The following is a 24,854-nucleotide window of genomic DNA, read 5'->3' as shown; positions in this document are numbered from 1 at the left end:
TTTTAATTTAGCTTTGGTTGTCTATGGTGTTTGAGTCTTAAATAACCCACTGTTGGTTATTTTTTGGCGAATGTATTCCCATTTGATTATGAAGTAAAGAAGATAAATTACCTTGTAAGATTAATTTTTGTAAATGTAACGGTTAGCTTATGTTTTTTCTTTGTTTTGTTGTTTTTTATGGCTTTGTTTTTTTGCTGTTTATAGTCATTTTCTGACAAGATTTTAATTATCTATTGTAAATTTATTCAGGTTTTTAGCGTTAACTAAAGTTGACTGTAAACCGACTTGATGACGTAGGTTTCGTTGTTGTATGTCTGGCTTTTGGTCTTATTTTTGTTGTAGTGGTTATTATTGACTGTTTTGTTTGGGTTTATATTAAAAGTAAACCAAAGAGGAAATGTGAACTCAAAGCTGATAGCCTAAAAGTCATGGATAAAAAATAGGGATGAGGTGAATGGATTTTGAAATAGTGAGGGCCGAGCAAGTCGATCATGACTTTTTGTTGCAGCTTAGGCTTTCGACCATGGTGGAGCATTTAGAGCAAGCTGGGATATTTTTGACTCAAGATGAGCACTTGACTCGTCTAAATGATGATTTTGATTGCTTTCATTTAGTGATTCACCAGAATGAGCGGGTAGGCGCGTTGAAGTATCGTGAGTTGAGTGACAAATTTGAGATTATGCAGATCCAAATATCGCCAGCCCACCAAGGATACGGTTTAGGTAAAATGGTGCTTAATCAGATGATTGCTTGGTCAGCAAACCGGGGCAAGCCCATTTTTTTAACGGTATTAAAAGCCAATCCTGCTAGAGAGCTCTATCTGAGATTAGGTTTTACCATAGTAGGTGAGGATAAAGATGAGTTTCATATGTTACGTCAGCCCCTAAGTTAGCCTATGAAGCCGTTAATTTCAGATATCGTTAATGGTCACTCCTCTCAAGGGAGGCTTACGACTTCACCAGCTAAATACACTACGATTGCAGCCTGGTCATTAGCCGTTGCTCGAACCCTAAGCGCTTCAGGCATTGAGCCTAATCCAGTGTTTGAAACTGCGGGCTTATCTCTGCCTCAGTTAGAGTCTGCGCCAGACTCTCGGGTTGCTATCGATCTTATGACCCCTTTTTGGCGAGATATTGAAGCGGTAACTCAACTGTCCTCCTTTGGGTTAAAGGTCGGTCAGTATGCGTACCCAATGCACTTTAGGGCATTAGGCCGTTTGATGATGACCTCGGATACACTCGCTCAGGCATTTGAACGCCTCCCTAGTTACTATGCACTCATCAGTAATTCTGCTGCAATTAAGCTACAGCGAACGCCACAACTGATAGGTTTTACGATCACACCACTCGACGGGGTTGAGATAAGCCACATGGCTATCGATGCTTTTTTTTCAACCTTGATGCATCACGGCGACTTGATGATTGGTGACTCTAGGTTTATTCACAGTGTCGACTTGATGCGCACAGAGCCAAAGGACTCCTCTGCTTGGAGAGATTGTTTTAAAGCTCCAGTTGCATTTGATAGGCAGGAGAACTGCATGTGGATGGATAGGGGCATGCTGGAGCGCTCCACTCTGATGGCTAATTCTGAGTTAGCCGCAGAGAATGAGCATCAGGTACGACAATACTTAGATCAGATGCAGGCGTTGACCTGGAAGGAGAAAAGCTATCAAGCGATACATGCCATGTTAGTCACCGGGGAGCCAACCGCAGCTAAAGTGGCACAGCTCTACAATATCAGCGAGCGCTCTCTGAGTCGTTATCTTAAAAAAGAGGAAACTAGCTTTAGAGCTCTGCTGCAGGATAAGCGTAAGGAGCTAGCACACTACTACTTAGGACAAAGTGAGCTGAGCGTGACCCAACTGGCCGATAAATTAGGTTATACCTGTTTGAGTAACTTTACCCGTGCATTCCACCTTTGGTATGGCGTCAGTCCTAGTGAATATCGAGTACAACGTCTGTCATCATCGACGACCGATAACGGCAAGGATACAGGTTAGTTTCGAAAGGTTGAGCTGTGTTTGAGATCTGTCATTGGCGAAAAATGATAACCTGAGTGTTGTAAAGATGTAATAGGTTAGGCTGACTTGTTATCAATAGAGCCTAGCCATATGTTTAATCTTGGAAACCCTATAACGACAGATCAAGCTTCATCTTCGATGAGAGAACACTGTGCCCATCGACTTGGCGTGAGCCGCCTTCAAACCCTGCGTCGATTGATGCTTCCCTGTAGTATTAGCGTGCTGCTGGTGGCGTGTTCGCCCGATAACAAAGCAAACATAGCAGGCGGTGAGTCAGGGGAGATTGATGCAACTGGTTTTACCCCTGCGTCAAGCTACACCATAGAGGCTAACCGTCAACAGCTTGAAAAACTTCCCTTTGATGACACCCAAGATTTTACCGATGCCAAGCGAGGCTTTATCGCTAGTTTGCCAGATCTTAAAGTGAGTGGCTCCCAAGGAGAGACGATCTGGAACAACTCTGGATATCGGTTTATAGAGGGGGAAGCTCCTTCGAGTGTGAATCCCAGTTTGTGGCGTCAGGCTAGCCTCAATAATATCCAAGGTTTGTTTGAGGTGACTAAAGGGGTGTACCAGATCCGCGGTTTCGATCTTGCCAATATGACCGTCATTGAGGGGAAGAGTGGTTGGATTATTGTCGATCCACTTACCACGGCAGAAACCGCCGCTGTCGCTATCGATTTTGTGAATAAGCAGCTAGGTGAAAAACCTGTCTCTGCCATTGTCTTTACTCACAGCCATATGGACCATTTTGGTGGTGCTCTGGGGCTTTTTAAAGGGGATATTAACGCTGAGTTAGCGGGTGTCGATATTGTTGCGCCAGCTGGATTTATGCATGAGGCTACTAGTGAAAACGTGATGGCCGGTACTGCCATGAGTCGCCGCGCCATGTACATGTATGGTAAACGTCTGCCTAGGAGCGAGCGAGGGCATATCGACTCAGGCTTAGGTAAGGAGCCCGCGTTTGGTACCTTCGGGATCCTCGCACCGACCCTCTCAGTTGAGACCGATGAGTCCCATGTGATCGATGGCGTTAAGTTTGACTTTCAAATTGTGTCTGGCTCGGAAGCCCCTGCTGAATTCACCTTCTATCTGCCAGAGCAACAAGCTTATTGTGGAGCCGAATTAGTCTCTAAGACCATGCATAATCTGTACACCTTAAGAGGTGCTAAGGTGAGAGATGCACTGCAGTGGAGCCGCTCTATCGATGAGGCGATCACGGGTCAAAAACAGGCGAAGGTCTATTTTGGTAGTCATCACTGGCCCATATGGGGAGAGGAGGCGATAGGCGACTTTTTAGAGAAGCAGAGAGATACCTATAAATACATTCATGATCAGTCGGTGCGCATGCTCAATGCAGGTTCAACCCCTAATGAAATTGCCGAACAGATCCAGATGCCACCTTCACTGTCTAACACATTCTCAAATCGAGGTTATTACGGCACGGCTAAGCACAATGCCAAAGCTGTGTATCAAGCTTATCTTGGCTGGTATGACGCTAACCCAGTTAATCTTGACCCTCTGCCACAAGCACGTGCTGCAGTGAAATATGTCAAGTTGATGGGAGGCGCCGATGCGGTATTGCAACATGGTCAGCAGGCTTACTCTGCAGGCGATTACCGCTGGGCTGCTGAGTTACTTAACCATCTGGTCTTTGCCGATTCTGATAACAGCGCTGCGAAAGCGCTACTGGCTAATACCTATGATCAATTGGGTTATCAAGCGGAATCCGCTCCTTGGCGTGATGTGTACCTTTCTGCTGCCTATGAGCTCAGACATGGTGCACCAGAGAAGGGGATAGATCTGGTGTCGATGAAACAGATCTTGTTGCGATCGCCAGTGGAAAACTTCCTGCAATCCATGGCATCACGCGTGATAGGGCCAGAAGCGTTTGGTAAGGAGCTGATGTTAAATATTCACTTTACCGATCTTGATACAAACTATGTGTTAACCCTAAAAAATGCGGTGTTAAACCATAAAAAAGCCCCCAAAAGTGCCGACGCTAGCGTGACTTTGAATATCAGCCATGAACTCTTTATCGATATCATTATTGGCAGTGCTGGTGCCTCGGATCTGCTCTTCTCTGATGAGCTTAACATCGAGGGAAGTAAGTTAGAACTGGTGAGTTTTTTCGGATTACTGGATAAGCCAAAAGGTGTGTTTAATATCGTTACACCATAAGTGTGAGGCCTTCGAATGAAGGCTGATTTCATTTTATTTGGCATCTGGCTGACACTGTAAATTCTGTCACTGTAAAGTCGTCATCCTGAACTTGTTTCAGGATCTAGCATTAAATAAACATCCGTTGACAATCAGTTTCTTATCCATGAGGATGATGGTATGAAAATAGATCTTAAGCTGTGCAAAATCATTATTATCATCATTCCATAGGAATGGTGGGATTTTGATATGCTTTTTATCAGTTGAACCCACCCCATAGAGGTGGGTTTTCTGTTTCTGCCTCATGGAAATTCTCACTTGAAGGAACTCATATGAAGAAAATTGCCGTTTTTGGTAAGCCTGGCAGCGGAAAATCCACCATGAGTAAAGCACTTGCTTTAGCGACGGGGATACCCTTATATCAACTCGATTCGATACTGTATGAACCTAGTGGCAAACTAGTTCCTAGGGAGAGGTTTGATAAAACACATGAAAAAATCCTCTCAGGTGAAACTTGGATCATCGATGGTTTTGGACCTATAGATTCCTTTCATCAGCGCTTAGATGCTGCCGATACCTTGGTTTACATCGATCTGCCTTATCTAACGAGTTATTGGTTTGTGACTAAGCGTTTTTTAAAGGGGCTTGTTGTCAAACCTGAGGGCTGGCCTGATGGTAGCTCGGTACTGAAAGGGACTTTGGAGAGTTATAAGGTACTGAGGTTATGTCCAAAGTTTTGGAATGACGACTTTGTCTCTAGGCTACAAGAGAGAGCGAATACCAAAGAGGTGATTGTGATCCGAACAGTGTCTGAACTAAACGAGTTTGCTCGTCAGAATGTAAAATAAACAGGCTGTCCCTTAGCCTAACTCCCTTAACTTAGTCCCCTTAAGTTAGTTGCGTAAATGTCGTTGACATATTCAGCCTAAAATCACTTAATGATATTAATTGTTATTCTCATTAAGTGGTTTTTATGTGCCAATGTTTCCCTCAGTTTGAACATCAAGATCCTGCGATTAATGTGCTGCGCCATAAGATACGGCACGGTGAAGAGGTAGATAATCCAAGTTTAGTTTTAATCTGGTTCTCCATGGAGGAGGCCATGACTAGCACTTGTAAGCAGGCGGCTTGGTCTTTGTATGTAGCAGAGTATCGATTATTGCTTGATACTCTATCTGATGACATGTTGGCGGGGCATTGGCGCCTTTGGTGCTTAGATAACATCTATAAACCCTTGAGCGCGCTATCTAGACTCGTAGGTTCCGATGAGCAAAGGCAGGAGTTGGAGAAATTATTTTATGAGTTAAGGGTAACCAGTCAGTTTTTTAAACCGGGTTTAGCTCACTAGAGTAAATAGTTTACACAGTTAAGGCATGACCAACAGCGATAGGATAATCATGACAACACGTATTGAAAAAGACAGTATGGGTGAGCTAGAGGTGCCAGCTTCAGCGCTTTATGGTGCTCAAACCCAACGGGCAGTAAACAACTTCCCTATCAGTGGAAAGACGATGCCTGAGCCGTTTATTCGCGCTTTATTATTGGCTAAATCTGCCGCTGCTCAAGCCAATGGAAAACTAGGACTTTTACCCCAGCAGATGGCCGATGGGATCTCTGATGCGGTTAACCAGTTACTCAATGATGAGAGTTTGATGCAGCACTTCCCTGTGGATGTATTTCAAACGGGCTCAGGCACAAGCTCAAACATGAATGCCAATGAAGTATTAGCCACACTTGCATCCGAGCTAACAGAGCAAGCCGTAGGCGCTAACGACCATGTTAACTTTGGCCAAAGTAGCAATGACATTATCCCCTCTTGTATCCATATCAGCGCCGCTATTGAACTGGATAAACAGCTACTACCTGGGCTTAGGCACCTGCTGCAAGTGATTAAGCGCAAAGCGAATGAAGTGGATCACCTTGTGAAAACGGGCCGCACCCACCTGATGGACGCAATGCCAGTGCGTATGAGCCAGAGCTTGCTGAGTTGGGCGAGTCAAATTGAGCAAAATATCGAACTGATAGAGGGAATAAGACCAAAGCTGCAAAGCTTGGCTCAAGGTGGAACCGCGGTAGGTACAGGTATTAATGCCCATAAGGAGTTCGCTGTAGAGTTTAGCCGTCAGCTCAGTAATGTCACTGGACTTGCATTTACACCCGCAGATAACTTCTTTAGCCATATAGGCACTCAAGATATTGCCGTTTCACTCTCAGGGCAATTGAAGACGACAGCCGTGTCTATGATGAAGATAGCCAACGATCTTCGTTGGATGAACTCTGGGCCGTTAGCAGGCTTAGGAGAGATTGAGTTGGAGGCGCTACAACCTGGCTCATCGATTATGCCGGGAAAAGTTAACCCAGTGATCCCTGAAGCGACCACTATGGTTGCGGCGCAAGTGATAGGTAACGACAGTGCCATTACAGTAGGCGGCCAAGCTGGAAACTTCGAGCTCAATGTCATGCTGCCCATGATTGCCGATAACCTGCTATCAAGTATTACCTTGCTGGCCAATGTCAGTTACCTACTGGCAGATAAAGCGATAGCCAGCTTTAAGGTCAATGAAGCGCAGCTACAGAAAGCCTTAGCTCGTAACCCTATTTTAGTGACTGCGTTGAACCCGATTATCGGCTACGCCAAGGCAGCAGAAATTGCTAAAAAAGCTTATAAAGAGGGCAGAGCGGTACTCGATGTCGCCGAAGAGGAGACCGAGATCTCACGTGATGAACTTGAGCGGTTATTAGATCCAGCCAAACTCACCTTAGGTGGTTTATAAATAGCTCTTCGAATGAAGACTGATTACATTTTTCTTGGTTTGTTTTTTACTTCTGGCTGAGTTAGGGATTGGGCGATGTGTTTATCGTTTAATCCAGAGTGAACGATTTGCTATTTTGGGGGAGTATAGCGCAACATGGGTCTATATGAATAAAACCTAAGATCCTAGGAGTTGTCATGGAACGATTAACTTTAGCACTGTTCCTGCTCTGTTCATCCGCTGTCTGTGGTGCTGCATCAGCTTCAAGCTTGGTTGATGCAGCTTTAGAAAGAACTAAGCATAGTGTGCGCTATGATGGTGCTTACCACAGCATTAGTTACCCAAATGGAGATGTGCCAGCCAATATTGGTGTGTGCACCGATGTCATTATTCGTAGCTACCGCCAGTTGAACATCGATCTTCAAGCGTTAGTGCATGAAGATATGCTGGCAAACTTCTCAGAATATCCCTCAAAAAGAATATGGGGGCTAACGCGCCCTGACAGTAATATTGACCACCGTAGAGTTCCAAATTTACAGACGTTCTTTACCCGTCATGGCGAAGTACTGCCAATTAATCTGAGTGCTCAATCTTACCGCTCTGGTGATATTGTGACTTGGATGCTACCTGGTAACCTTCCACATATCGGCATCATTGTTAGCCAAGGCGTTGGTGACAAGGAAAAGCCCTACGTGGTACACAACATCGGCTCAGGTCCCGTACTTGAAGATATGCTGTTTGATTACCAAATCACAGGGCACTATCGATATGAAGTAACAGTTAGTGGTGATTAACCTTGCCTTCGAATGAAGGCTGATTACATTTTCTTCTTTTGCTTTAGGCTGGTTTGATATTGGGTAGGTTGTTGAAGGCCATACCTTCATGATTATCTATCACCTGCCGTGGGCTTATGTGTAGATACTTCTGTGACACGCTGCAAGTACGTCCTTGTAAGCTCGACGACAGCATCCTTGCTGTCAACGGCCACAGCTGCATCTACACTTGCTGAGTTTAATCAAGAGGCTCTCTTCAATTTGGCTTTATTTGGTTGCGGTTCATAACTGTTTTTTGCCCCAAAGTTAGCTAGCCTTTGAATGAAGATTGATTACATTTTCTGGTTTGGCTTTTGGCTGAGTTTGTATTGGGTTGGGTTATTGAAGGCCATACCTTCATGATTATCTATCACCTGCCGTGGGCTTATGTGTAGATACTTCTGTGACACGCTGCAAGTACGTCCTTGTAAGCTCGACAACAGCATCTGACCCACAAGGATGTGGGAAATGCCGGAAAATGTAGGGAACATTTCTGGCCTTGCTGTCAACGGCCACAGCTGCATCTACACTTGCTGATTCTAATCAAGAGTATCTCTTTGATTTGGCTTTATTGGTAGAATTTTGATTTTAAATTATGGCAAGGTTAAACAGTTTATACGTTGCACTTTTTGCTATAACAGATGTTCTTTGTTTCACTTAAGTGGGGAAAACGATAACTAGGAAGCACTTAAGATTAACTTATTGATAGGTAGTGGTTTTACTGTTAGCTTAACGCTATAAGCTCGCTGGCTATTCTTGTGGAGAATGTTCTTATTCGAAGTTCAGCCTAATATACTGTTATATGCACTAAGGTCACGGATGAAGCAATATTCAGTCGTTAGAATTAACAAGTTAAATCGTGAGTTCACATTTGATGAAAATCACATGGGTACACGTACCCCCAAAGTTGGTGATATTGCGACTGTTGTAGATTTCTATGACGGAGCTTTTGATCTTGAGTGTTACGACAAAGGTGGCTGTACAATTTGGTTAGAAACCTTTGATTCAAAGGATGCAGAATTTGAAATTGTAGATAATTTACCTTCAATCAAATTATCTCAAAATGAGTTTATAGAATTATTTGAGTTCATGGAAAAGGCTAACGAGTTATTTCATCAACCGATGAAGTATTCTGATCCTGATATGGTAAGAGAATTTGCGCAGGCTAATTACCCTTTGATTAAAAAGTTTTACTATGAAACTCTGTGGGATAAATTACCTGAAGCAGAAAAAGAACAACGACTTAATGAGTGACGTGCATATAACAAGCTGTTAGATTCATATTCACCAAGGCTGTCATGCCATTTGCTGAGCAAATCGCCTGCCAGCACATGGTTCACTTGTTAGCAGGGCGTTACGAATAGGAATTTATGGCGTTAACTGAATTTTTTGAAGTTATTCTCTTAGTAATATTAATAGCTATTTTCGGTTATAAAATCCTTTCAGGTGTTCGTTCATCTAAGAAGTTTAATAGTGAATGGAACACCGTTCAGGATTCAGATAAAGAGTCTTTTCTTAAAGGTAAAGGTGCTTTATCTAAATGGGAGCTAGGCTCCTTCACTAGGCTACCTAAAGTATTAGCTTTTGTAGGTAACCTACTAGCTTTGGCTGTTATATTATTTATTGTGGTAGTTGTAGTAACTATCATTTGGCAATAATGCGTGATAAGAGACTATGGCGCCAATTGCTAATGCTAAGCTTGTGGGGCTTCCCACACTATCACCTCAAAAAAGTACTATCTCTCAAGATCGAATTTAAGTTAACAATCATCTTTTTTATGCTGGTCATCCAGTTATCAAGAATAGTTACTTTTTCGGCCTCCCAGTCATAGCCCATCGCTGATAAATCTTTGTAATATCTAAAAATACAAACAAAGCCAATAACTTATTAATCGAAGAGATAAACAATCAGGTGTGAATGCGGCTGTGGGCGTTGGTGGCATGGATGTCATCGTCGAGCTTACAGGGATTGTACTTTCCAACGATATCCCTATCTAAGTGCCAGTTCAGCCTCCATGCTTCTCGTTCGTAAGCTTGAAGCTTTGCTTCACTCACCGTCCCACTGAAGTATTTACACATTAGGCCTGCTGCAAGCAATAAACAATATTGAAGTGATGATTCACAACTTGCTCACTAAGTACCAATCTCGCCCAATGAACCCAACCCTCAAAATATTTAAAACTTGTGATTCGACAAGTAGAACCAATTTGTTATCCGACAAGTCACCCAACACTGAAACTAAGGGCTTTAACCTAAAGTTAAAGCGACTATTTTCAATGGATGATTCCCATCAAACGAAGGGAAGTCTTCATGGCAATCTAGCCATTGGTGACTGGCAACGCTACGTCCCTGTTTTTCCACACAGCGATTGAGGGAGTTAAACCAGGCTTCACGTTCCACTTTGGCGACATTATTACAACAGACGATGGTGCCGCCTTTTTTAGTGGCTAACATGGCTGGTTTAAATAGTCCCTGATAATCATTGATAAGATCGACCGTGCCAAAGGCACTTTTAGCGAAACGTGGTGGGTCGAGGAAGACAAGATCGAACTGGGTGGCGCTCATTTTAGGATAGGCGGGCAGCTTTTGGTTACGGCGCCCACCCACTTTTAATCCTGCAAGTTGGCGCAGTGCAGGAAAGGCATCACTTTGAATAAACTGACACACCTCAGGTACGCCATTTAACTCGGCATTCTTACGCCCAGCTTCCAATGCAAAAGATGAAAAATCGATATTGATCACGCGTTTTGCACCGCCCACTGCGGCCGCTGTGCCAATGCCACAGGTGTATGAAAATAGATTGAGTACGGTTTTATTTTTGCTGTTGGCGTGAACATATTCACGACCGACTCGCATATCTAAAAATAGCAGAGGGTCTTGCCCTTCATGGCGAAGTTTGGAGGTAAATTTAATGCCATTTTCCTGCATCACTTGCGCAGATTGAGCAAAGGTCTCGTCGGCTGTGTCGAGAGCGTTCATTACCCGAGAGTTCTTGTCTGAGCGGTCATTGTAGATGGCAGTCAGTGGGTTTATATTTTTCAGTATAAGCTTGATTTCATTGAGCTCATCTTGGGTTAACGTCTGATGAAACGTTTGAATTAACCAAGCATCGCCATACCTATCGATATTTAAACCGTTATGGCCCTCTACTGTGCCGTGAAATACACGATAACAGTCGGTATTGTTCAACTTAGCGTCCGCTAATAGATCATGACGTTTCGCTAATGCGCTGGTTAATAAAGATGAAATCGACATAGTTTTTGGCTCGTATTTAGTACTGGATAGCGGACAGCTATTGATAGGGGCGCATGATAGCAGATATCTTCTATAGGAAGTTTAGATTCGCATTATTTTAGGGGCTAGTGGATGAAAATAGTGTTAGTTCATGGGATCTTTAATACGGGCAGAGTGATGAGCCGGATGCAGAAGATCTTTGAGGCCGAAGGCCATGAGTGTTTTGCTCCGACATTAGCGCCGTTTGATGGCAGCTTGGGTATCGAACATGCGAGTACCAGCTTAAAGCAGCAGATAGAGCTAAGGTTTGGTGAGCATGAGATGATCACGCTTGTGGGTTTTAGCATGGGTGGGATAGTTGCCAGGTATTATCTGCAAGCGTTAGGTGGAGCCAAACGGGTGGCGAATCTCTTTACGCTGTCGTCCCCCCACCATGGGACTTATACCGCTTATCTTCCCTATCCCTCAAAAACATTTAAACAGCTAAGACCAAACAGTGAGCTATTGCATTTTTTGCAAGAGGGTGAGGAGAGTCTGGAGGGAGTGAACTTGTTCTCTTACTGGACGGCTATCGATTACACCATAGTACCGAGTTCGAGCTCACTTTGGCCGTGGGCCAAAAACAAACGCTTTTTTATTATCTTACATCTATCGGTGATCTTTAGTCGTAAGATCACCGATGAGATTATTGCAGAGCTAAGAGGCGCATTAGCTTAACCTGAGTGTTTGTTAGCTAACAGTTTATGCCTTAGGGTGGGGAGAGCTTCTAATGAGCAGAGTAGAAGTCCGGTCCAGATTAACGCAAAGCTGACCGCTTTCACCTGATCAAAGTGTTCATTAAATAGGATAACAGCCAGCAGGAAGTGCAGGCTCGGCTCGATATACTGCATCAAACCTATCATAGATAGGCTAGTGGCTCTGACTGCTAATGCAAAGAAGACCAGAGGCAGTAAAGTTAACGGCGCCGTGCCCATGTAGAGCAGCAGAACTGAAACTTCTCCAGATAGTGCTGAAGAGATGGCGACACTTTGATCTGAGCTCCAGAGCCAGATGAGGTAGATAGCAGCAAAAGGCATTAGCCAGATAGCTTCAAGTGTTACCGAAGTGAGAGAGTCGAAACGGATAAACTTTTTACATAGTCCGTAGAGCGCAAAAAAGCTGCCCATGCTTAGTGCAAGCCAAGGGAGCTCACCATAGCTATAGACCATGTAGCTGATACCACAGGTGCCTAATATTACTGCTAGCTTTTGTGCTGAGGTGAGTTTATCTCCAAGAAACAGAACACCTAAGCCAATCGCAAACAGAGGGTTGATAAAAAAGCCTAAGCTTGCAGCCAATACTTGTCCATGGGTGATGGCCCACGTGAAGCTATACCAAGAGACACACATGATAAGTGACGCCAAGCCGCATAAAACGACCGATCTTTTGTCCGCTTTCAATGCTGACATTGAGGGCATAGTTCGCCCTAAAAGCAGGAATACTAATGCCATAAAGGGGACGGAGAAGAGAATTCTAAACGCCAACAGTTCGTTAATATCTGCATTTGGTAGATATTGATAATAGAGTGGCATCAAGCCCCATAGCAGAAATGAAAATGCTGCCAGTGCGTTGCCCTTAAATGAGGAGCTTGCCTGTTTTTCTCTCGTTGAATGCATAGAAGATAACTTGAGTAGATTGGACTGTTTAGAGGCGCGCATTCTCTCACTGAAATTGAGATAAAAATGTGATGTTGATCACTATGTATACCCATTTTAACCGCTTAGTGTGCAAAAGAGAGGGCTTCCCTGAGTCTGTGGGGATAACTCAGGGAGCGATTGAGACTGTCTTCTCTTATTGAATATTGTTGAGGCTGGTGGTTTGTATGTGCTGCTCAATCCAGTGGTTGATATCGGCTTCAACCATGCTGATAGAGCGGGCGCCTGGGAGCAGTATCAGATCATGAAACTGACGAATATCGAACTGCTCACCCATCGCCTGTTGAGCTTTCGCTCTGAGTTCAACCAGTTTAATCATTCCCAACTTATAACCTAGGGCTTGCGCTGGCCAAGCGATATAACGATCGATCGCGCTTGTGACATTAGCCTGAGTAGAACCTGTTGCTTCGGCAAAGTATTCAATGGCTTGTTGACGAGTCCACTTTTTATGATGCAGACCAGTATCGACAACTAGTCTAGCTGCGCGGTATGCCTCAGCTTTTAGTCGACCTAGATCTCCCCATGGATCCCCCTCATACATCCCCATCTCATAGGCGAGCAGCTCAGAGTAGAGCGCCCAGCCCTCAATGTAGCCATTGAAGGAAGCATTCTGACGCATCAAGCCGATATCAGTTTGCAGCATGTTAAGGGCTATCTGGAAGTGATGACCTGGGACTGCTTCGTGGTAGGTTAAGGTTTTCAGGTCGAACTTAGCGATTGAGGTCATATCCTTTAGGTTAATTAGGTAAACACCATCGCGACTGCCATCGAGGGCTGGAGGTACGTAAGCGCCCCCAGCAGCTCCAGCTTCGACCTCCACCGGAACGCGCTTAACTACAACCTCTTGTGGGGGCAAGGTGGAGAAGAGTTGTGGGGCTTTCTCCATTATGGTGTCGATATCACGACTGAGATCGCTAAGTAGCTGTTTACGGCCCTCATCTGAGTTTTCATAGAGAAAGCGGGGCTCACTGCTCAGTTTCACCATACGCATTCCAACACTTCCCTCACTATAGCCGTTGGCTTTTAAGATGCTGTCCATCTCTTGGGTAATGCGGGTCACTTCATCAACACCTAGTTGATGGATCTCATCGGCGCTCAAGTTAGAGTCTGCCAGATAGGTGATACCATGTTGATAGAAGCGCTCACCGTTAGGTTGCGCCCATATTCCCACATCTGTTGGCGCCTTGGGCTCTAAACGAGTCATTAGCTTACTTACCTCTCGATAAGCAGGATAAACCTGCTCTTCAATGGCCTTTGCAGCCTGAGCTGTCAACTTCTGTCGCTGTTTCTCATCTAAAGTGTCAACCGAGTTAAGCTTCTCTTCGAAACTGCTGACCAATGGGTGATCACTGGCTGGCTTTTGTGTGAAGTTGGCGAAAAACTTCAGCGTGTTAGCAAAGAGGGGTTTTGGCAGGATCACCCCGTTAGCGGCATCGGCTTCAACTTTTGCTTTTACTTGAAGCGTCATCGTTGCCAATGCCGTTAATCGTTCTAGGTAATCCTCGGCATCATTTAGGTTTAAAATGGCCTGTTGATCAATCAATGTGGTGGGAGTGTCGATCAGCGGCCCGTTTATCTGATTGACGATATAGGGCAGATGCCCAGCCCAGACATCGATATAACCCGCATCAAATTGGTTGTCACCAGCGTAATAATTGGCGATGACCTCATTGACGTCTACGTGGCGTTTATCTGCTTCAGAAAGCCCTTCTCTATCAATGGTGGCAAGCTGCGCTGCGGCTTGTCTCATCTTTAACTGCAACTGCTTCATACCTGCAGAGGAGAGATCGGGAAGCTTGCGTTGAAAGTCCCCTGCAATCTCAGGGCTAAGATTTAAAGAGGTGGCTAAAGCTGGCTGCGATCGGATGTAGTCTTGGGTCAATTGGGCGACTTTAACATCTATGTTTGCCCGTTTTGACGCTTGGGTTTGAGTCGGGGCGACCTTGACACTGGGCTCTGTTAGCTCATTTGTCGGTGTTGATTCTTCATTGTTACAGCCAACTAGTGTCATTAGCACACTGAGGCCGATAAGTTTTTTGGTAAACATGGAACATCCTTTTACGTCACGTTTTTAATGTTTTTGTGAACTATACCTTGGTTTGAGGGCCTATGGCATCGCTTAATACAATATTGTGTATCTCTTTATCCTTAGGTGGCATTTTCAGTATAATTTGCTTCATTAACATGAATGCCGCATATAAAGCTGTGACTGTTTGAGGTTATGAAGTGATAAATAAGATTGAAGTTAAGATGACTAAAGATGGTTCACATACTCTGATGAGCTCACTTTTTGATGATAGTTATCATGCCCATAATGGGGCCATGAGTGAGTCTGAATACGTGTATATACAAGCAGGGTTTGAACAGTTATCTGCTGATTTCGAAGAGGTAAATATATTAGAGCTTGGCTTTGGAACTGGCATGAATGCCATTCTGACGCTAAAAAGCGCATTAGCCAAAACGGGCAGAATTGAACGTCCAATACGCTTTACCAGTATTGAAGCTTACCCTATCCCCATGGAGCTGGTGGAACAGCTTAACTATAAAGCTGGTTTTACGCCCGAGATTGCCGCGCTATTTGATAAGCTGCATCAGGCCCCTTGGGACTGTGATGTGGAGATCATGCCAGGTTTTATGCTGCACAAGGTACACGGGAAGTTACAGGCGTTTACTTCTGCTGCAAACAGCATCAACTTAGTTTATTACGACGGCTTTGCGCCCAGTAAGCAGCCTGAGCTTTGGCAACAAGATAACTTTGATCGACTTTTTCCTATGATGCAGGAGCAAGCCATGTTGGTCTCCTATTGTGCGAATGGTCAGTTTAAACGAAATTTGAAAGCTTCCGGCTTTACCGTTAAAGCTTATCCCGGTGCATTGGGGCGTCGTGAGATGACTCGAGCGTGGAAATAATACCAATCAGTATACAGAGTCGCTATTATGTCTAATCGCCTTAGTTTGTAACAGGGGGTAACTATGAACTTTCTTTTTATCCTAGAGTCGATAGATTAGAGGAGCGAAAAATCACAAAGATATAACAATTAGCATTCGCCTTAAGGGAGTTCGGTGTAGATGGTAAATATAACAAGAAAATTCACTCGCTTAGCTTTGATGTTCACCAGTGCAGTAGGCGTGGTTAGTTATTCATTTAACGCGCTATCGGCAGGCAACAGTTTGGATTTATCATTTAAAAACCAAGCTATTCAAGCGCCTTTTGAATTGACTCACACACTTTTGCCTGTCGATCTTCTACCCGATGCTGGTAAGGAGTTAGTTGCGCTGGGGGTCGATGACAGTAAACAGCGGTGGCTTGGGGTATTTAGCCTAACCCCTGATTCAATGAGGTATAGCCTAGCCCAAAAAGTGCTATTGCCGGTCTCTTTTCACAGTTTTGATATCAGTGAAGGAGAGGGGCAACAGCAGCTCTATTTTCAATCCAGCGAGCACTTAGTGCAGTTTATGCCGGCAGACAAAACGGCACCTTTTAAGGTGATCTCCGATATTGATTCTATGACGTTAAAATCCCGCGCCGATTACATTAGTCGAGGCGATTTTGTCAGGGATCTTAATGGCGATAAGCGGGCGGATATTGTTATCACTAACTTTACCGATATTACACTATTGCTAGCTCAGGAGGCGGGCGGTTTTACTCGTCAAACCCTACCGATAAAGCCTTTTGTCAATGTGTATAAGAAGAGTGTGAACTATACCGAGTCTAAAATATATTTGGCTGATATGAATTTAGATGGCCGAAAGGATATCGTTAAAATTGGTGAAGGTGAGCTGGAGAGCTATTTTCAGACCGATGAGGGAGGCTTTAAGAAGACCCCAAATTATCACCCAATGAGACAGGCGATCAGCGGTGTTGACTGGTGGCTTAAGCGAGATGCTTTTGGGGATCAGCCAGATCAAAGCTCACTGGTTTACCGTAAAGTGGAGGAGATCCGAGACATTGATCATGATGGGATCACAGATCTGGTGCTCAGGTATACCAAAAGCTCAGGAGTGCTCGATAGGGTGAATGATTACGAGATATTTCTCGGCGAAAACAATGAGGGCAAATTAAGCTTTCCAATTGAGCCTAATAGCGTGATCCATGCTGAGGGGACACTGACTGGTTTTGAGTTTATTGATATCGATGATGATGAGAAGTTAGAGGTGATGGTGTCTGGTTTCGATATCGGTCTCTCTCAGATCATTGGGGCGCTTATCTCTGGCAGTATCGATCAGGATGTGTATCTGTTTAAGATGGACAGCAATGGCCGTTACGCTAAGAAGCCAAATACGGCCAAGGAGGTAGAGCTGAGTTTTAGTCTCACCTCAGGTCAGAGTGGTGAACCTGTGATTAAACTTGCCGATTTTAATGGCGATAAACGTCAAGATCTGCTGCTCTCTGATGGTGATGCAAATTTAAGGGTTTACCTAGGAGAGTCGAGTAGCAAGTTAGTCGGCAAGCGCGGTGAAAAGTTGGAAGTAACCCTGCCAGAGGAGGGTGATATGCTATCGATTGCCGATCTTAATTATGATGGCAAGGATGATATTTTGATTAAATATGGCCGTCAGGATGATGTCGAATTGTTAACTCAGTTTAGGGTGGTACTGTCTGAGTAATCTCTGGTTAGTTAATATTTTTATATCTAAAAACTTATCAAACAGCAGCTTATAAGCTGCTGTTTTTATTTTCAGTTCTGAATTTATAAATCAAATTTTCTCTCTCATCTCTATTCATTTCAATTAATGACAAATTAAGTAGTTGTTTCTAATGTAATAATTAGGTGCTCTTTTGTGATGTTGTTTGTTAAAAGTTTGACAGGCTTCAAATTAACCATACCTCTTTTGAGGTATTTTTGAACTGTTCACTTTATTGAATTTGAACGACTCCACGGAGATGATGAGCAATGATAAAAACAAATAAGAAAAAAATATGGTTAGTACTCGCTGCAGCTATGACTATGGGTGTAGTGGGATGTTCGGGTGATGATGGAAAAGATGGTAGTGATGGTGAGAATGGCGGTAATGGCAATGATGGTGATGCGGGAACGTCCGGTTTACATATCGATATGGCCAATGAAGCGATTGCAACTATCACAAATGCGACATACGCAGAAGGCATAATCACGGTTGATTTTGATCTGGAAAACAAACAGGGAGTGGGATTATTTGGTCTAAGTGGGACCAATGAATACCATGACTTCCGTTTCTCTTTAGCTCAGCTTGAAACGAATACAGGCAGTGAACTAAAGCAGTGGATCTCTCTGTTAAACGAAACCACCAACGATACTGGCACGACGTTCGAGCAAGGCTTTGAAAAGATCAAAGACTGCAGCGAATGTTTAGTCGATAACAAAGATGGTACCTATACCTACAACTTTAAAACCAATCTCGTGTCAGCGACTGATGCGGCAGGGGTCGTATTTGATCCAGCGTTAACCCAAAGGATCGCGATAGAGATGCAGTTTGAGTATGCTTCTGGTCATGAGTTGGCGGAAAACGCTCATTATGATTGGATCCCTGCAACAAACTCGATTGAAGGGATAGAGAAGCGTGAGCTAGTGACGCTGGAAACCTGCTACACCTGTCATCAGCCAGATAGTTTAGAGGCTCATGGTGGTCGTCGCCTGGATCTTGAGAACTGTCAATCTTGTCATAATGGCATTGTGACCGATCCTAATGCCGTATCGGTTGAGTTAGGGCATATGGTACATGCCATTCACATGGGGCCAGAGCGTGAAGGCAAAGACGCAGAAGGTAATGTTGTGAAGATGCCGTACACCATCGCGGGTTATGGTGGCGATCACGCCTTTGATTACCCAGCTTTCCCGACTAAGCCATTTATGGATTGTGCCGTGTGTCACGTTCAGGATGAGGCTTTAGCGGATAAAGATCTGTGGTTAGCGAATGCTAATGCCAACGCTTGTACAGGTTGTCACACCGACTCTCCGGCTCAACATAAGTCAGATAAGAACCCTGCACTCGTTTGTACTGATTGCCATAGTGCAGCCGTGCATACAGACAGAGAGAAACCTTATCAAGCTGCCAAAGAGTACAGTGTTGAGGTGAGTGATGTCACTATTAGCGCTGCTAATCTTATCGAGTTTGAGATGAAGATTATGGATGCTGAGGGAGTACTGGTTTCTGAAGCTGAGGTTTATAAGCAAGGTTATAGCAAGCCATATATGGTGGTGAGCTGGGATGTTGAGAAAGACTACCCAGATTACAATCAAGCCCCCTATAGCAGCCGTCGTGTTGACATAAAAGATCCAACTAAGGCAACTTGGAATGCTGATAATACGGTTAGTGTTGCAGTGACGATTAACTTCCCAGTTGATATTGCCGCACGTTCACTTGAAGTGTTGCCAGTACTTAAGGTCTGTTTTGAAGAGGGCAGCGATAAGCGCGTGGCATGTGATGCTGAAAATGCCTATCCAGCCTATGTGCAAACCCCAGCTTACCGTACTGTGTTAGGTGATAGCGCCGCTGTTGTTGGTGAGCGTCGCTCGATTGTTGATACTGCATCTTGTCATGGTTGTCACAGCTATGAGTTCTACCATGATTCAAATGGTGTGAACTGTATTGCGTGTCATACCAATGATAAGAGCCTGAAAGGCAACGGCCAGGCTAGCAATGGTGTTGACCTGCTTAAATCTACCAGCTTTATGTACAAAGCCCATAAGGCAACTGGCCATGATAATGGTCACGGTGGAAGTGGCACTATCCTTAAGACAGACTGTACCACTTGTCACTCAGCTACAGAGGGTTATGGTGGTCTGAAGTATGGCTTCGAGTTAGGCCGTAATGGTGGACAAGCTCATGCAGTACCAAGTACTCAGAGCCCTGCTGTAGGTGAAGTGGTTGAAACTTGGTACGCTTCCTCTGATGCGGCTGCTTGTATGAGCTGTCATCAGAAGTACCTATCTGATGCGGCAATGTCTCATATCAGAAGTAATGGTGGTTACTTCGGCGCTAATAAAGATGCGGACCATATGGTTGATGTGAATGATGCAGCTAACGCAAAAGATGCCAAGGAAGCATGTGCGACTTGTCATAGTCCAGAGAAGATTATGGCGCATCACGGTCATACTCTTTAGTTAGATTGACGTATTTAGCCAGCCGGTTAAATACGTCTCTATTTTCCTGCAAAGCCAAAGGCACCTTACCCATGGGTATAGAGTGCCTTTTTTGCTTTTATTCAAGATATACCCAAGCTACCTCAAGATGCTGAATCCTGCATCTTGAAGTTGTTTGGGTATAGATGACTGTTAAAGTTTAAGCTTGCAATGCTGCCATTTGGTTCACGGGAAACTAAGCTGAATCGCCAGTTGTAGCGTTGGCAAAGCGCATCGACGATAAGCAGCCCCAATCCATGCCCCTCCTGTTTGGTTTGCTCGCTAATCTTTGAACCTTGATCGAGTACGCGGATCTCACTCTTATTTATCTCTACGCTGATTAAGCCAGGATCGCTGGCGTTGATAGCGTTACTCAATAGGTTGCTTAGTAACATGCGCATTACTGGCCTGCTGGGTTGAAGCTTAGGCTCAGCATTCACAACAAGTTTGACTGTTATTGATTTTGAATCGGCCAAAGGCTGCAGGTATTCGATGATCTGCTCTATTTCGGCTCGCTCAAACACCCGGTAGTTGGCATCCTCTGACTGCTCATGTTTTACCAGACTTAATAGCGCTTCAATTGTCTGATTCATATCGGTTGCGGCCTTCGCTATTCTCTCTCTTTGCCTGCAATGAAACTTGGCATCGCCATCGAGTTCAAGCAATTTAGTTGCGCCTTGAATGATGGTTAATGGCGTTCTCAATTCATGACTGGCATATTTGGCAAATGCTTGCTCTTGCCGAATAAGGAGTTCGTTCTCGGAGCGGTAATAGTTAAGGCTAGAGGCCAGCTCAGTAAACTCAGTGGCTGAATCATCGGGTACCGAGAAATGGGTTTTAGGATCGGTAGATTTAAGCTGTTGACTCAGTTGGGTTACTGGCGTTATCAACCTGCGAGCAAGCTTAGTGATAGCGTAACCAAAGAGCACAAAAAGCACTAGCATAACGATGATCGACACAAGATTGATATTGCGCCACTCTGTGGAGGAGAGCTCTACATTTTCGGCATCCATGATGAGCAGTAGCGGATAGCGTTTAGCGTCATGGGTGTACTCAGTGTGGTAAAAAAAGAGATCTTCAAAGCCTGCATCATGGATCTCATCGAGAAATCCAAGTGGATATTGAGTTAGGGCGTGATACTTTTGGGGTAAGTCTTCGATTCGATTGTAAGCTTTAGTGCTGTTAGTGATGATAAGCGGAGAGCTTGCTTGATGCTTAAATTGAACAATGGCTGTTTCTGCATTTTGCTGCAGTGTTCTGCGATTTAGCTCATCTTCGAGCCAATACAATATGGCTTGGCTTAAGACAAAGAGGGTCGCTCCAATGACAATTGCAATGAAAGCAAAGTAGATACTGAGCTTACTCGTCATGGTGTTGACTGAGCTTTTTTTCCTCGGTGCTCTGGGCATCAGTTGCTCGTTAATTCAAGTTTAAACCCTATTTTAGGCACAGTGGTTAGTATCGGGCTATCAAAGGGTTTATCTAACTGGTTGCGCAGTTGATACATATGGCTACGTAGAATGTCATTACTTGGCGGTGTATCGCTCCATAAAGCCTCGATAAGCTCCTCTCGCTTCACGATATTGGGGGCTTTATGCATAAGGTGGTGCAAAATTTGGTAGCAGGTCGGCGTAAGGGCCAGTTTTTTACCGCTACGGTAAACCTCATGTTTTGCGATATCGAGCTCTAGTGAGCCAAACTTAAGCACACCTCGAGCGACTTTGCCATGATGTCTATTGATTAAAGCGGTTACTCTGGCATTGAGTACATCTAAGTCGAAAGGCTTGGCTAGATAGTCATCGGCGCCGCTAGCAAAACCTTTTAACAGATCTTGTTTATCATCTAGCGCAGTTAACATCAGCACTGGGGTGTTGCAGCCCATATGCCTAAGTTGCTTAGCCACAGTTAATCCGTCCATCTTGGGCAGCATCAGGTCTAAAATAATCAGATCAAAACTGCCCTCGAGTGCGAGTTTATAGCCGAGCTCACCATTGGTGGCAAAATCGACAACGGCTCCTTGAGACTCAAAAAAATCTGCCAGAATACCTGCAACATCGGGGTTATCTTCGACAATAAGTAGTTGTGTTAATGCCATCTGTTTCTCTGCTTAACGGTAGATACCAATTATTACATAGTTTTGTAGAAGAAATGTCGACGATAAGAAATTCACATCGCCAACTGTATGTTCACCTCTGATTTCATTTTTGAAGGTGTTCAGCATGGCGCAGATAAAATCAGTTAATCCCAGTGATGGTCAGATATGTCTTTCCATTATCATCCCTGTTTACAATGAGGCGGAGGTACTTCCCCCTCTTATTGCTCGTTTAAGTCGAGTGCTATCGAGTATTCCTGAGTCCGCTGAGATTGTGTTCATCGATGATGGAAGTGATGATAACACTTGGGAGTTACTGCAACAGCTACCCGTTAACTCCTGCGAGCATCAGTGTATCCGTTTAAGTCGAAACTTTGGCAAAGAGGCGGCGATGACTGCTGGCTTAGAGCAGGCCAGAGGGTTAGCTGTGATCTTGCTTGATGCGGATCTTCAAGATCCTCCTGAGTTGATCCCACAGATGCTTGAAGCATGGCGTTCTGGCTTTGATGTGGTCAATATGAAGCGGAAAAAGCGTTTGGGTGAGTCCTGGTTTAAGCGTTTTTCTGCTGCCACTTTTTATCGGATCATAAATGGGATGGCGGAGTCTCCTGTGCCTGAAAATGTAGGGGACTTTCGCTTGCTCAGTCGTCAGGTTGTGGACTGCATCAACTCCCTGCCGGAAAGAAATCGATTTATGAAAGGGATATTGAGTTGGCCAGGTTTTTCTCAAACGGAGATCTTGTTCGATCGTGATCCCCGTTATTTAGGAGAGACGAAATGGAACTACAGTAAACTCGTCGGATTGGCGATGGATGGCATCACCTCTTTCAGTATTAAGCCTCTGCGTTTGGCCACTTGGGCCGGCATACTCACCGCGTTATCGGCATTTACCTATGGTGGCTGGGTACTTTTAAAGACGATGTTATGGGGAGAGACTGTGGTGGGCTATCCCTCATTGATGATTGTTCAGGTGGCGCTTGCTGGTGTTCAGCTACTGGCTTTGGGCTTGATTGGTGAGTACTTAGGCAGGGTGTTTATGGAAGTAAAGCAGCGGCCTATCTATCTTATCAGCGAGGTGGAGCACAGACGTAGCCGAAGCCAAAATGAGGTTGGAGATAAGGTCCGTTATCTGGAGTCTATGGGATGATCAGTCAGCGTTCATTATCGTTAACTCAATGCTCTTTTGTTGTCTTGTTGATAATTTTATTAGTCCGTTTGATATCACTCTCTCTCTATCCTCTGATGGATACGACTGAGGCAAGGTATGGTGAGATGGCCAGATTGATGGTGGAAACAGGCAACTGGCTGACCCCTCAGTTTGATTACGGGGTGCCCTTTTGGGGCAAACCACCACTGCATACTTGGATGAGTGCGGTGGGAATTAAGCTCTTTGGTGTCTCAGAGTTTTCGGTGCGCCTCCCTCACTGGTTGGCCGCTGTGGCGGTATTGATTTTGGCCAGTTATCTTGCCAAGAGGGTTCAGGTATCGGCATTACAACTGGCTATCTTGCTGACCACAACAATCGTGTTTTATGTCAGTGCTGGCTCAGTGATGACGGATATGGCCCTGACTTTAGGCATGACCTTAGCTATGGTTGGTTTTTATCTGTGCTGGCATGAAAAATACCTGTGGGGATATTTGGGCTTTGTGGGGTTAGCCATAGGTTTGTTGGCAAAAGGGCCTGTTGTACTGGTTTTGATGGCGTTAGCAGTGGGTCCTTGGTTGATTTGGCAATATGGTTTGATTAAACCATGGAGGTTACTCTATACCAAGGTGCCACTATTGAGCGGCTTCTCTCTCCTATTGTTGCTCAGCTTGCCTTGGTTTTTACTGGCAGAGCAAGCGACTCCAGGCTTTTTGCACTACTTCATTGTCGGTGAGCATTGGTTAAGGTTTGTTGATAGTGGTTGGCAGGGTGACCTTTATGGTTCTGCTCATGATGAGGTAAGGGGGACTATTTGGTTATTCTTTGCTGTATCGGCGTTGCCATGGTCCCTGTTTATTCCTAGAGCGTTGTGGCGGCTTTGGCGAAGGGACAGAGGCTTTGATGAAGCGACTAAGTTCTTTATCTGCTGGATGTTATCACCACTTATCCTGTTTACCTTTGCTGGCAATATTTTACCCGCCTATGTGTTACCTGGGATCCCCGGTATGGCGCTGCTACTCGTTTATGCTTGGCGCGGTGAGACAATACCTAAACTACAAACCATAGCGCTTGGCGTTAGTGGCTTGCTACTTTTAGCTGTAATGATACTGAACTTAGGCCCAGCAAAAGAGAAGAGTGATAAGTGGTTACTGGCGCAAAGAGAGCAGGGCATTTCAACCTATTACTGGCTTAATAGCCGTTTCTCATCTCGTTTTTACAGTCAGGGAGAAGCTGAACTGTTACAAGGGGAACAGGAGCTGGCTCAAGTTATCAAAGTCCCTCTCTATGTCGTGGTTAATCGTGAAAATTTGCATGATTTGACGCTGTTTTCTGAGTGCATAACAGCTGCAGAAACCACTGAAAAGAGTCTACTACTATGTGGCAAATAGGTGCGCTTGTTGTCAGAGTTAAAGGGGCGTTAACTTTGACTCAGCTGAAGTTTTTATTGGTGGGAGGGACAAGCTTTGTTGTCGATATATTACTGTTTCTCTATCTTTCTCAACTGCTTTACTGGCCTATTTTCCACGCAAGACTGATGGCATTTTGTGTCGCTTTATTGCTCACTTGGGTGGGGAACCGGTTATTTACCTTCTCCCATCGCAAGAGGCGTCCAATCGGCACACAAGTTTTGATGGTGGCTCTGCTTGCGTGCTGTGCAGCTTGCGTTAATCTCAGTGTGTTTTATCTATTGAGTGAATTGAGAGAACCCAGTGGGCTCACTGCTCCTGTATATCTGGCGTTAGGTGTATTGTCAGGGCTGGTTGTGAACTGGCTGGGATCTAACCTTCTGGTGTTTCGCCATTAACTGACGTATATACCCAAACAACTTCAAGATGCAGGA

21 protein-coding genes are annotated in these 24,854 nt (G+C 44.6%); 16 read left to right on the top strand and 5 right to left on the bottom strand.

All coding sequences use genetic code 11. From position 1 onward, the window contains the following. The first annotated feature begins 454 nt into the window (after positions 1 to 454). From K0625_RS03500 to K0625_RS03460, 9 genes are all read left to right on the top strand, one after another. Positions 455 to 892 (top strand): GNAT family N-acetyltransferase, encoded by a 438-nt coding sequence (locus tag K0625_RS03500; protein ID WP_220108391.1) that lies wholly within the window; start codon positions 455 to 457, stop codon positions 890 to 892. 3 nt (positions 893 to 895) lie between these two features. Beyond that, positions 896 to 1,999: an AraC family transcriptional regulator gene (locus K0625_RS03495; protein WP_220108390.1), complete on the top strand. Its 1,104-nt coding sequence runs from the start codon at positions 896 to 898 to the stop codon at positions 1,997 to 1,999. A 219-nt stretch (positions 2,000 to 2,218) separates the two neighbouring features. Next, the gene (locus K0625_RS03490) at positions 2,219 to 4,201 is read left to right on the top strand and encodes an alkyl/aryl-sulfatase (RefSeq protein WP_438944488.1); all 1,983 of its coding nucleotides are present in this window, start codon (positions 2,219 to 2,221) and stop codon (positions 4,199 to 4,201) included. A gap of 311 nt (positions 4,202 to 4,512) precedes the next feature. Continuing rightward, a complete protein-coding gene (locus tag K0625_RS03485) occupies positions 4,513 to 5,028 on the top strand; it encodes a P-loop NTPase family protein (protein WP_220108388.1) in 516 nt (171 codons plus the stop codon). A 125-nt stretch (positions 5,029 to 5,153) separates the two neighbouring features. Then, positions 5,154 to 5,528, top strand: coding sequence for a hypothetical protein (locus K0625_RS03480; protein ID WP_220108387.1), 375 nt, complete (start codon positions 5,154 to 5,156; stop codon positions 5,526 to 5,528). Positions 5,529 to 5,574: 46 nt separating this feature from the next. After that, positions 5,575 to 6,954 (top strand): class II fumarate hydratase, encoded by a 1,380-nt coding sequence (locus tag K0625_RS03475; RefSeq protein ID WP_220108589.1) that lies wholly within the window; start codon positions 5,575 to 5,577, stop codon positions 6,952 to 6,954. Positions 6,955 to 7,130: 176 nt separating this feature from the next. Further along, complete coding sequence (locus K0625_RS03470) at positions 7,131 to 7,727, top strand: DUF1287 domain-containing protein (RefSeq protein WP_220108386.1); 597 nt, start codon at positions 7,131 to 7,133, stop codon at positions 7,725 to 7,727. A 903-nt stretch (positions 7,728 to 8,630) separates the two neighbouring features. After that, on the top strand, positions 8,631 to 8,999 hold the full coding sequence (locus tag K0625_RS24530; RefSeq protein ID WP_232846898.1) for a hypothetical protein: 369 nt from the start codon (positions 8,631 to 8,633) through the stop codon (positions 8,997 to 8,999). Between the two features lie 116 nt (positions 9,000 to 9,115). Then, positions 9,116 to 9,403 carry a hypothetical protein gene (locus K0625_RS03460; protein WP_220108385.1) on the top strand — a complete coding sequence of 96 codons (288 nt, stop codon included), beginning with the start codon at positions 9,116 to 9,118 and terminating at the stop codon, positions 9,401 to 9,403. A 588-nt stretch (positions 9,404 to 9,991) separates the two neighbouring features. Here K0625_RS03460 and K0625_RS03455 read toward each other — a convergent pair. Beyond that, positions 9,992 to 10,999 carry a class I SAM-dependent rRNA methyltransferase gene (locus K0625_RS03455; protein ID WP_220108384.1) on the bottom strand — a complete coding sequence of 336 codons (1,008 nt, stop codon included), beginning with the start codon at positions 10,997 to 10,999 and terminating at the stop codon, positions 9,992 to 9,994. A gap of 111 nt (positions 11,000 to 11,110) precedes the next feature. Between K0625_RS03455 and K0625_RS03450 the strand changes: the two genes are divergently transcribed. Then, on the top strand, positions 11,111 to 11,695 hold the full coding sequence (locus K0625_RS03450; RefSeq protein WP_220108383.1) for a lipase family alpha/beta hydrolase: 585 nt from the start codon (positions 11,111 to 11,113) through the stop codon (positions 11,693 to 11,695). On the opposite strand, the gene rarD is transcribed toward K0625_RS03450, so the two are convergent. Both rarD and K0625_RS03440 read right to left on the bottom strand, forming a co-directional pair. Further along, the gene (gene rarD, locus K0625_RS03445) at positions 11,692 to 12,633 is read right to left on the bottom strand and encodes an EamA family transporter RarD (RefSeq protein WP_220108382.1); all 942 of its coding nucleotides are present in this window, start codon (positions 12,631 to 12,633) and stop codon (positions 11,692 to 11,694) included. The two genes, K0625_RS03450 and rarD, sit on opposite strands and share 4 nt — an antisense overlap. A gap of 175 nt (positions 12,634 to 12,808) precedes the next feature. Then, positions 12,809 to 14,719, bottom strand: coding sequence for a DUF885 domain-containing protein (locus tag K0625_RS03440; RefSeq protein WP_220108381.1), 1,911 nt, complete (start codon positions 14,717 to 14,719; stop codon positions 12,809 to 12,811). A gap of 179 nt (positions 14,720 to 14,898) precedes the next feature. On the opposite strand from K0625_RS03440, the gene mnmC2 reads away from it, so the two are divergent. From mnmC2 to K0625_RS03425, 3 genes are all read left to right on the top strand, one after another. Continuing rightward, positions 14,899 to 15,582, top strand: coding sequence for a tRNA (5-methylaminomethyl-2-thiouridine)(34)-methyltransferase MnmC2 (gene mnmC2 / locus K0625_RS03435; RefSeq protein ID WP_220108380.1), 684 nt, complete (start codon positions 14,899 to 14,901; stop codon positions 15,580 to 15,582). A 159-nt stretch (positions 15,583 to 15,741) separates the two neighbouring features. Continuing rightward, positions 15,742 to 17,280: an FG-GAP repeat domain-containing protein gene (locus tag K0625_RS03430; RefSeq protein ID WP_220108379.1), complete on the top strand. Its 1,539-nt coding sequence runs from the start codon at positions 15,742 to 15,744 to the stop codon at positions 17,278 to 17,280. 287 nt (positions 17,281 to 17,567) lie between these two features. After that, positions 17,568 to 19,757, top strand: coding sequence for an OmcA/MtrC family decaheme c-type cytochrome (locus tag K0625_RS03425; protein ID WP_220108378.1), 2,190 nt, complete (start codon positions 17,568 to 17,570; stop codon positions 19,755 to 19,757). Between the two features lie 122 nt (positions 19,758 to 19,879). Here the strand turns inward: K0625_RS03425 and K0625_RS03420 are convergent, their stop codons facing one another. Next, positions 19,880 to 21,184: a sensor histidine kinase gene (locus K0625_RS03420; protein ID WP_220108377.1), complete on the bottom strand. Its 1,305-nt coding sequence runs from the start codon at positions 21,182 to 21,184 to the stop codon at positions 19,880 to 19,882. Continuing rightward, positions 21,184 to 21,870, bottom strand: coding sequence for a response regulator transcription factor (locus K0625_RS03415; RefSeq protein ID WP_220108376.1), 687 nt, complete (start codon positions 21,868 to 21,870; stop codon positions 21,184 to 21,186). Before K0625_RS03415 ends, K0625_RS03420 begins: the two co-directional genes overlap by 1 nt. A 124-nt stretch (positions 21,871 to 21,994) precedes the next feature. On the opposite strand from K0625_RS03415, the gene K0625_RS03410 reads away from it, so the two are divergent. Genes K0625_RS03410 through K0625_RS03400 form a run of 3 tightly spaced genes read left to right on the top strand, consistent with a single transcriptional unit; the run spans position 21,995 to position 24,818 of the window. After that, complete coding sequence (locus tag K0625_RS03410; RefSeq protein WP_220108375.1) at positions 21,995 to 23,014, top strand: glycosyltransferase family 2 protein; 1,020 nt, start codon at positions 21,995 to 21,997, stop codon at positions 23,012 to 23,014. Continuing rightward, complete coding sequence (locus K0625_RS03405) at positions 23,011 to 24,402, top strand: ArnT family glycosyltransferase (protein WP_220108374.1); 1,392 nt, start codon at positions 23,011 to 23,013, stop codon at positions 24,400 to 24,402. The genes K0625_RS03410 and K0625_RS03405 overlap by 4 nt, the downstream gene beginning before the upstream one ends. Continuing rightward, positions 24,390 to 24,818 (top strand): GtrA family protein, encoded by a 429-nt coding sequence (locus tag K0625_RS03400; protein ID WP_220108373.1) that lies wholly within the window; start codon positions 24,390 to 24,392, stop codon positions 24,816 to 24,818. The genes K0625_RS03405 and K0625_RS03400 overlap by 13 nt, the downstream gene beginning before the upstream one ends. The last annotated feature ends 36 nt before the right edge of the window (positions 24,819 to 24,854 follow it).

This window comes from Shewanella nanhaiensis, assembly GCF_019457885.1.
Classification (GTDB): domain Bacteria; phylum Pseudomonadota; class Gammaproteobacteria; order Enterobacterales; family Shewanellaceae; genus Shewanella; species Shewanella nanhaiensis.
This window is presented reverse-complemented; position numbering and strand designations above follow the sequence as displayed.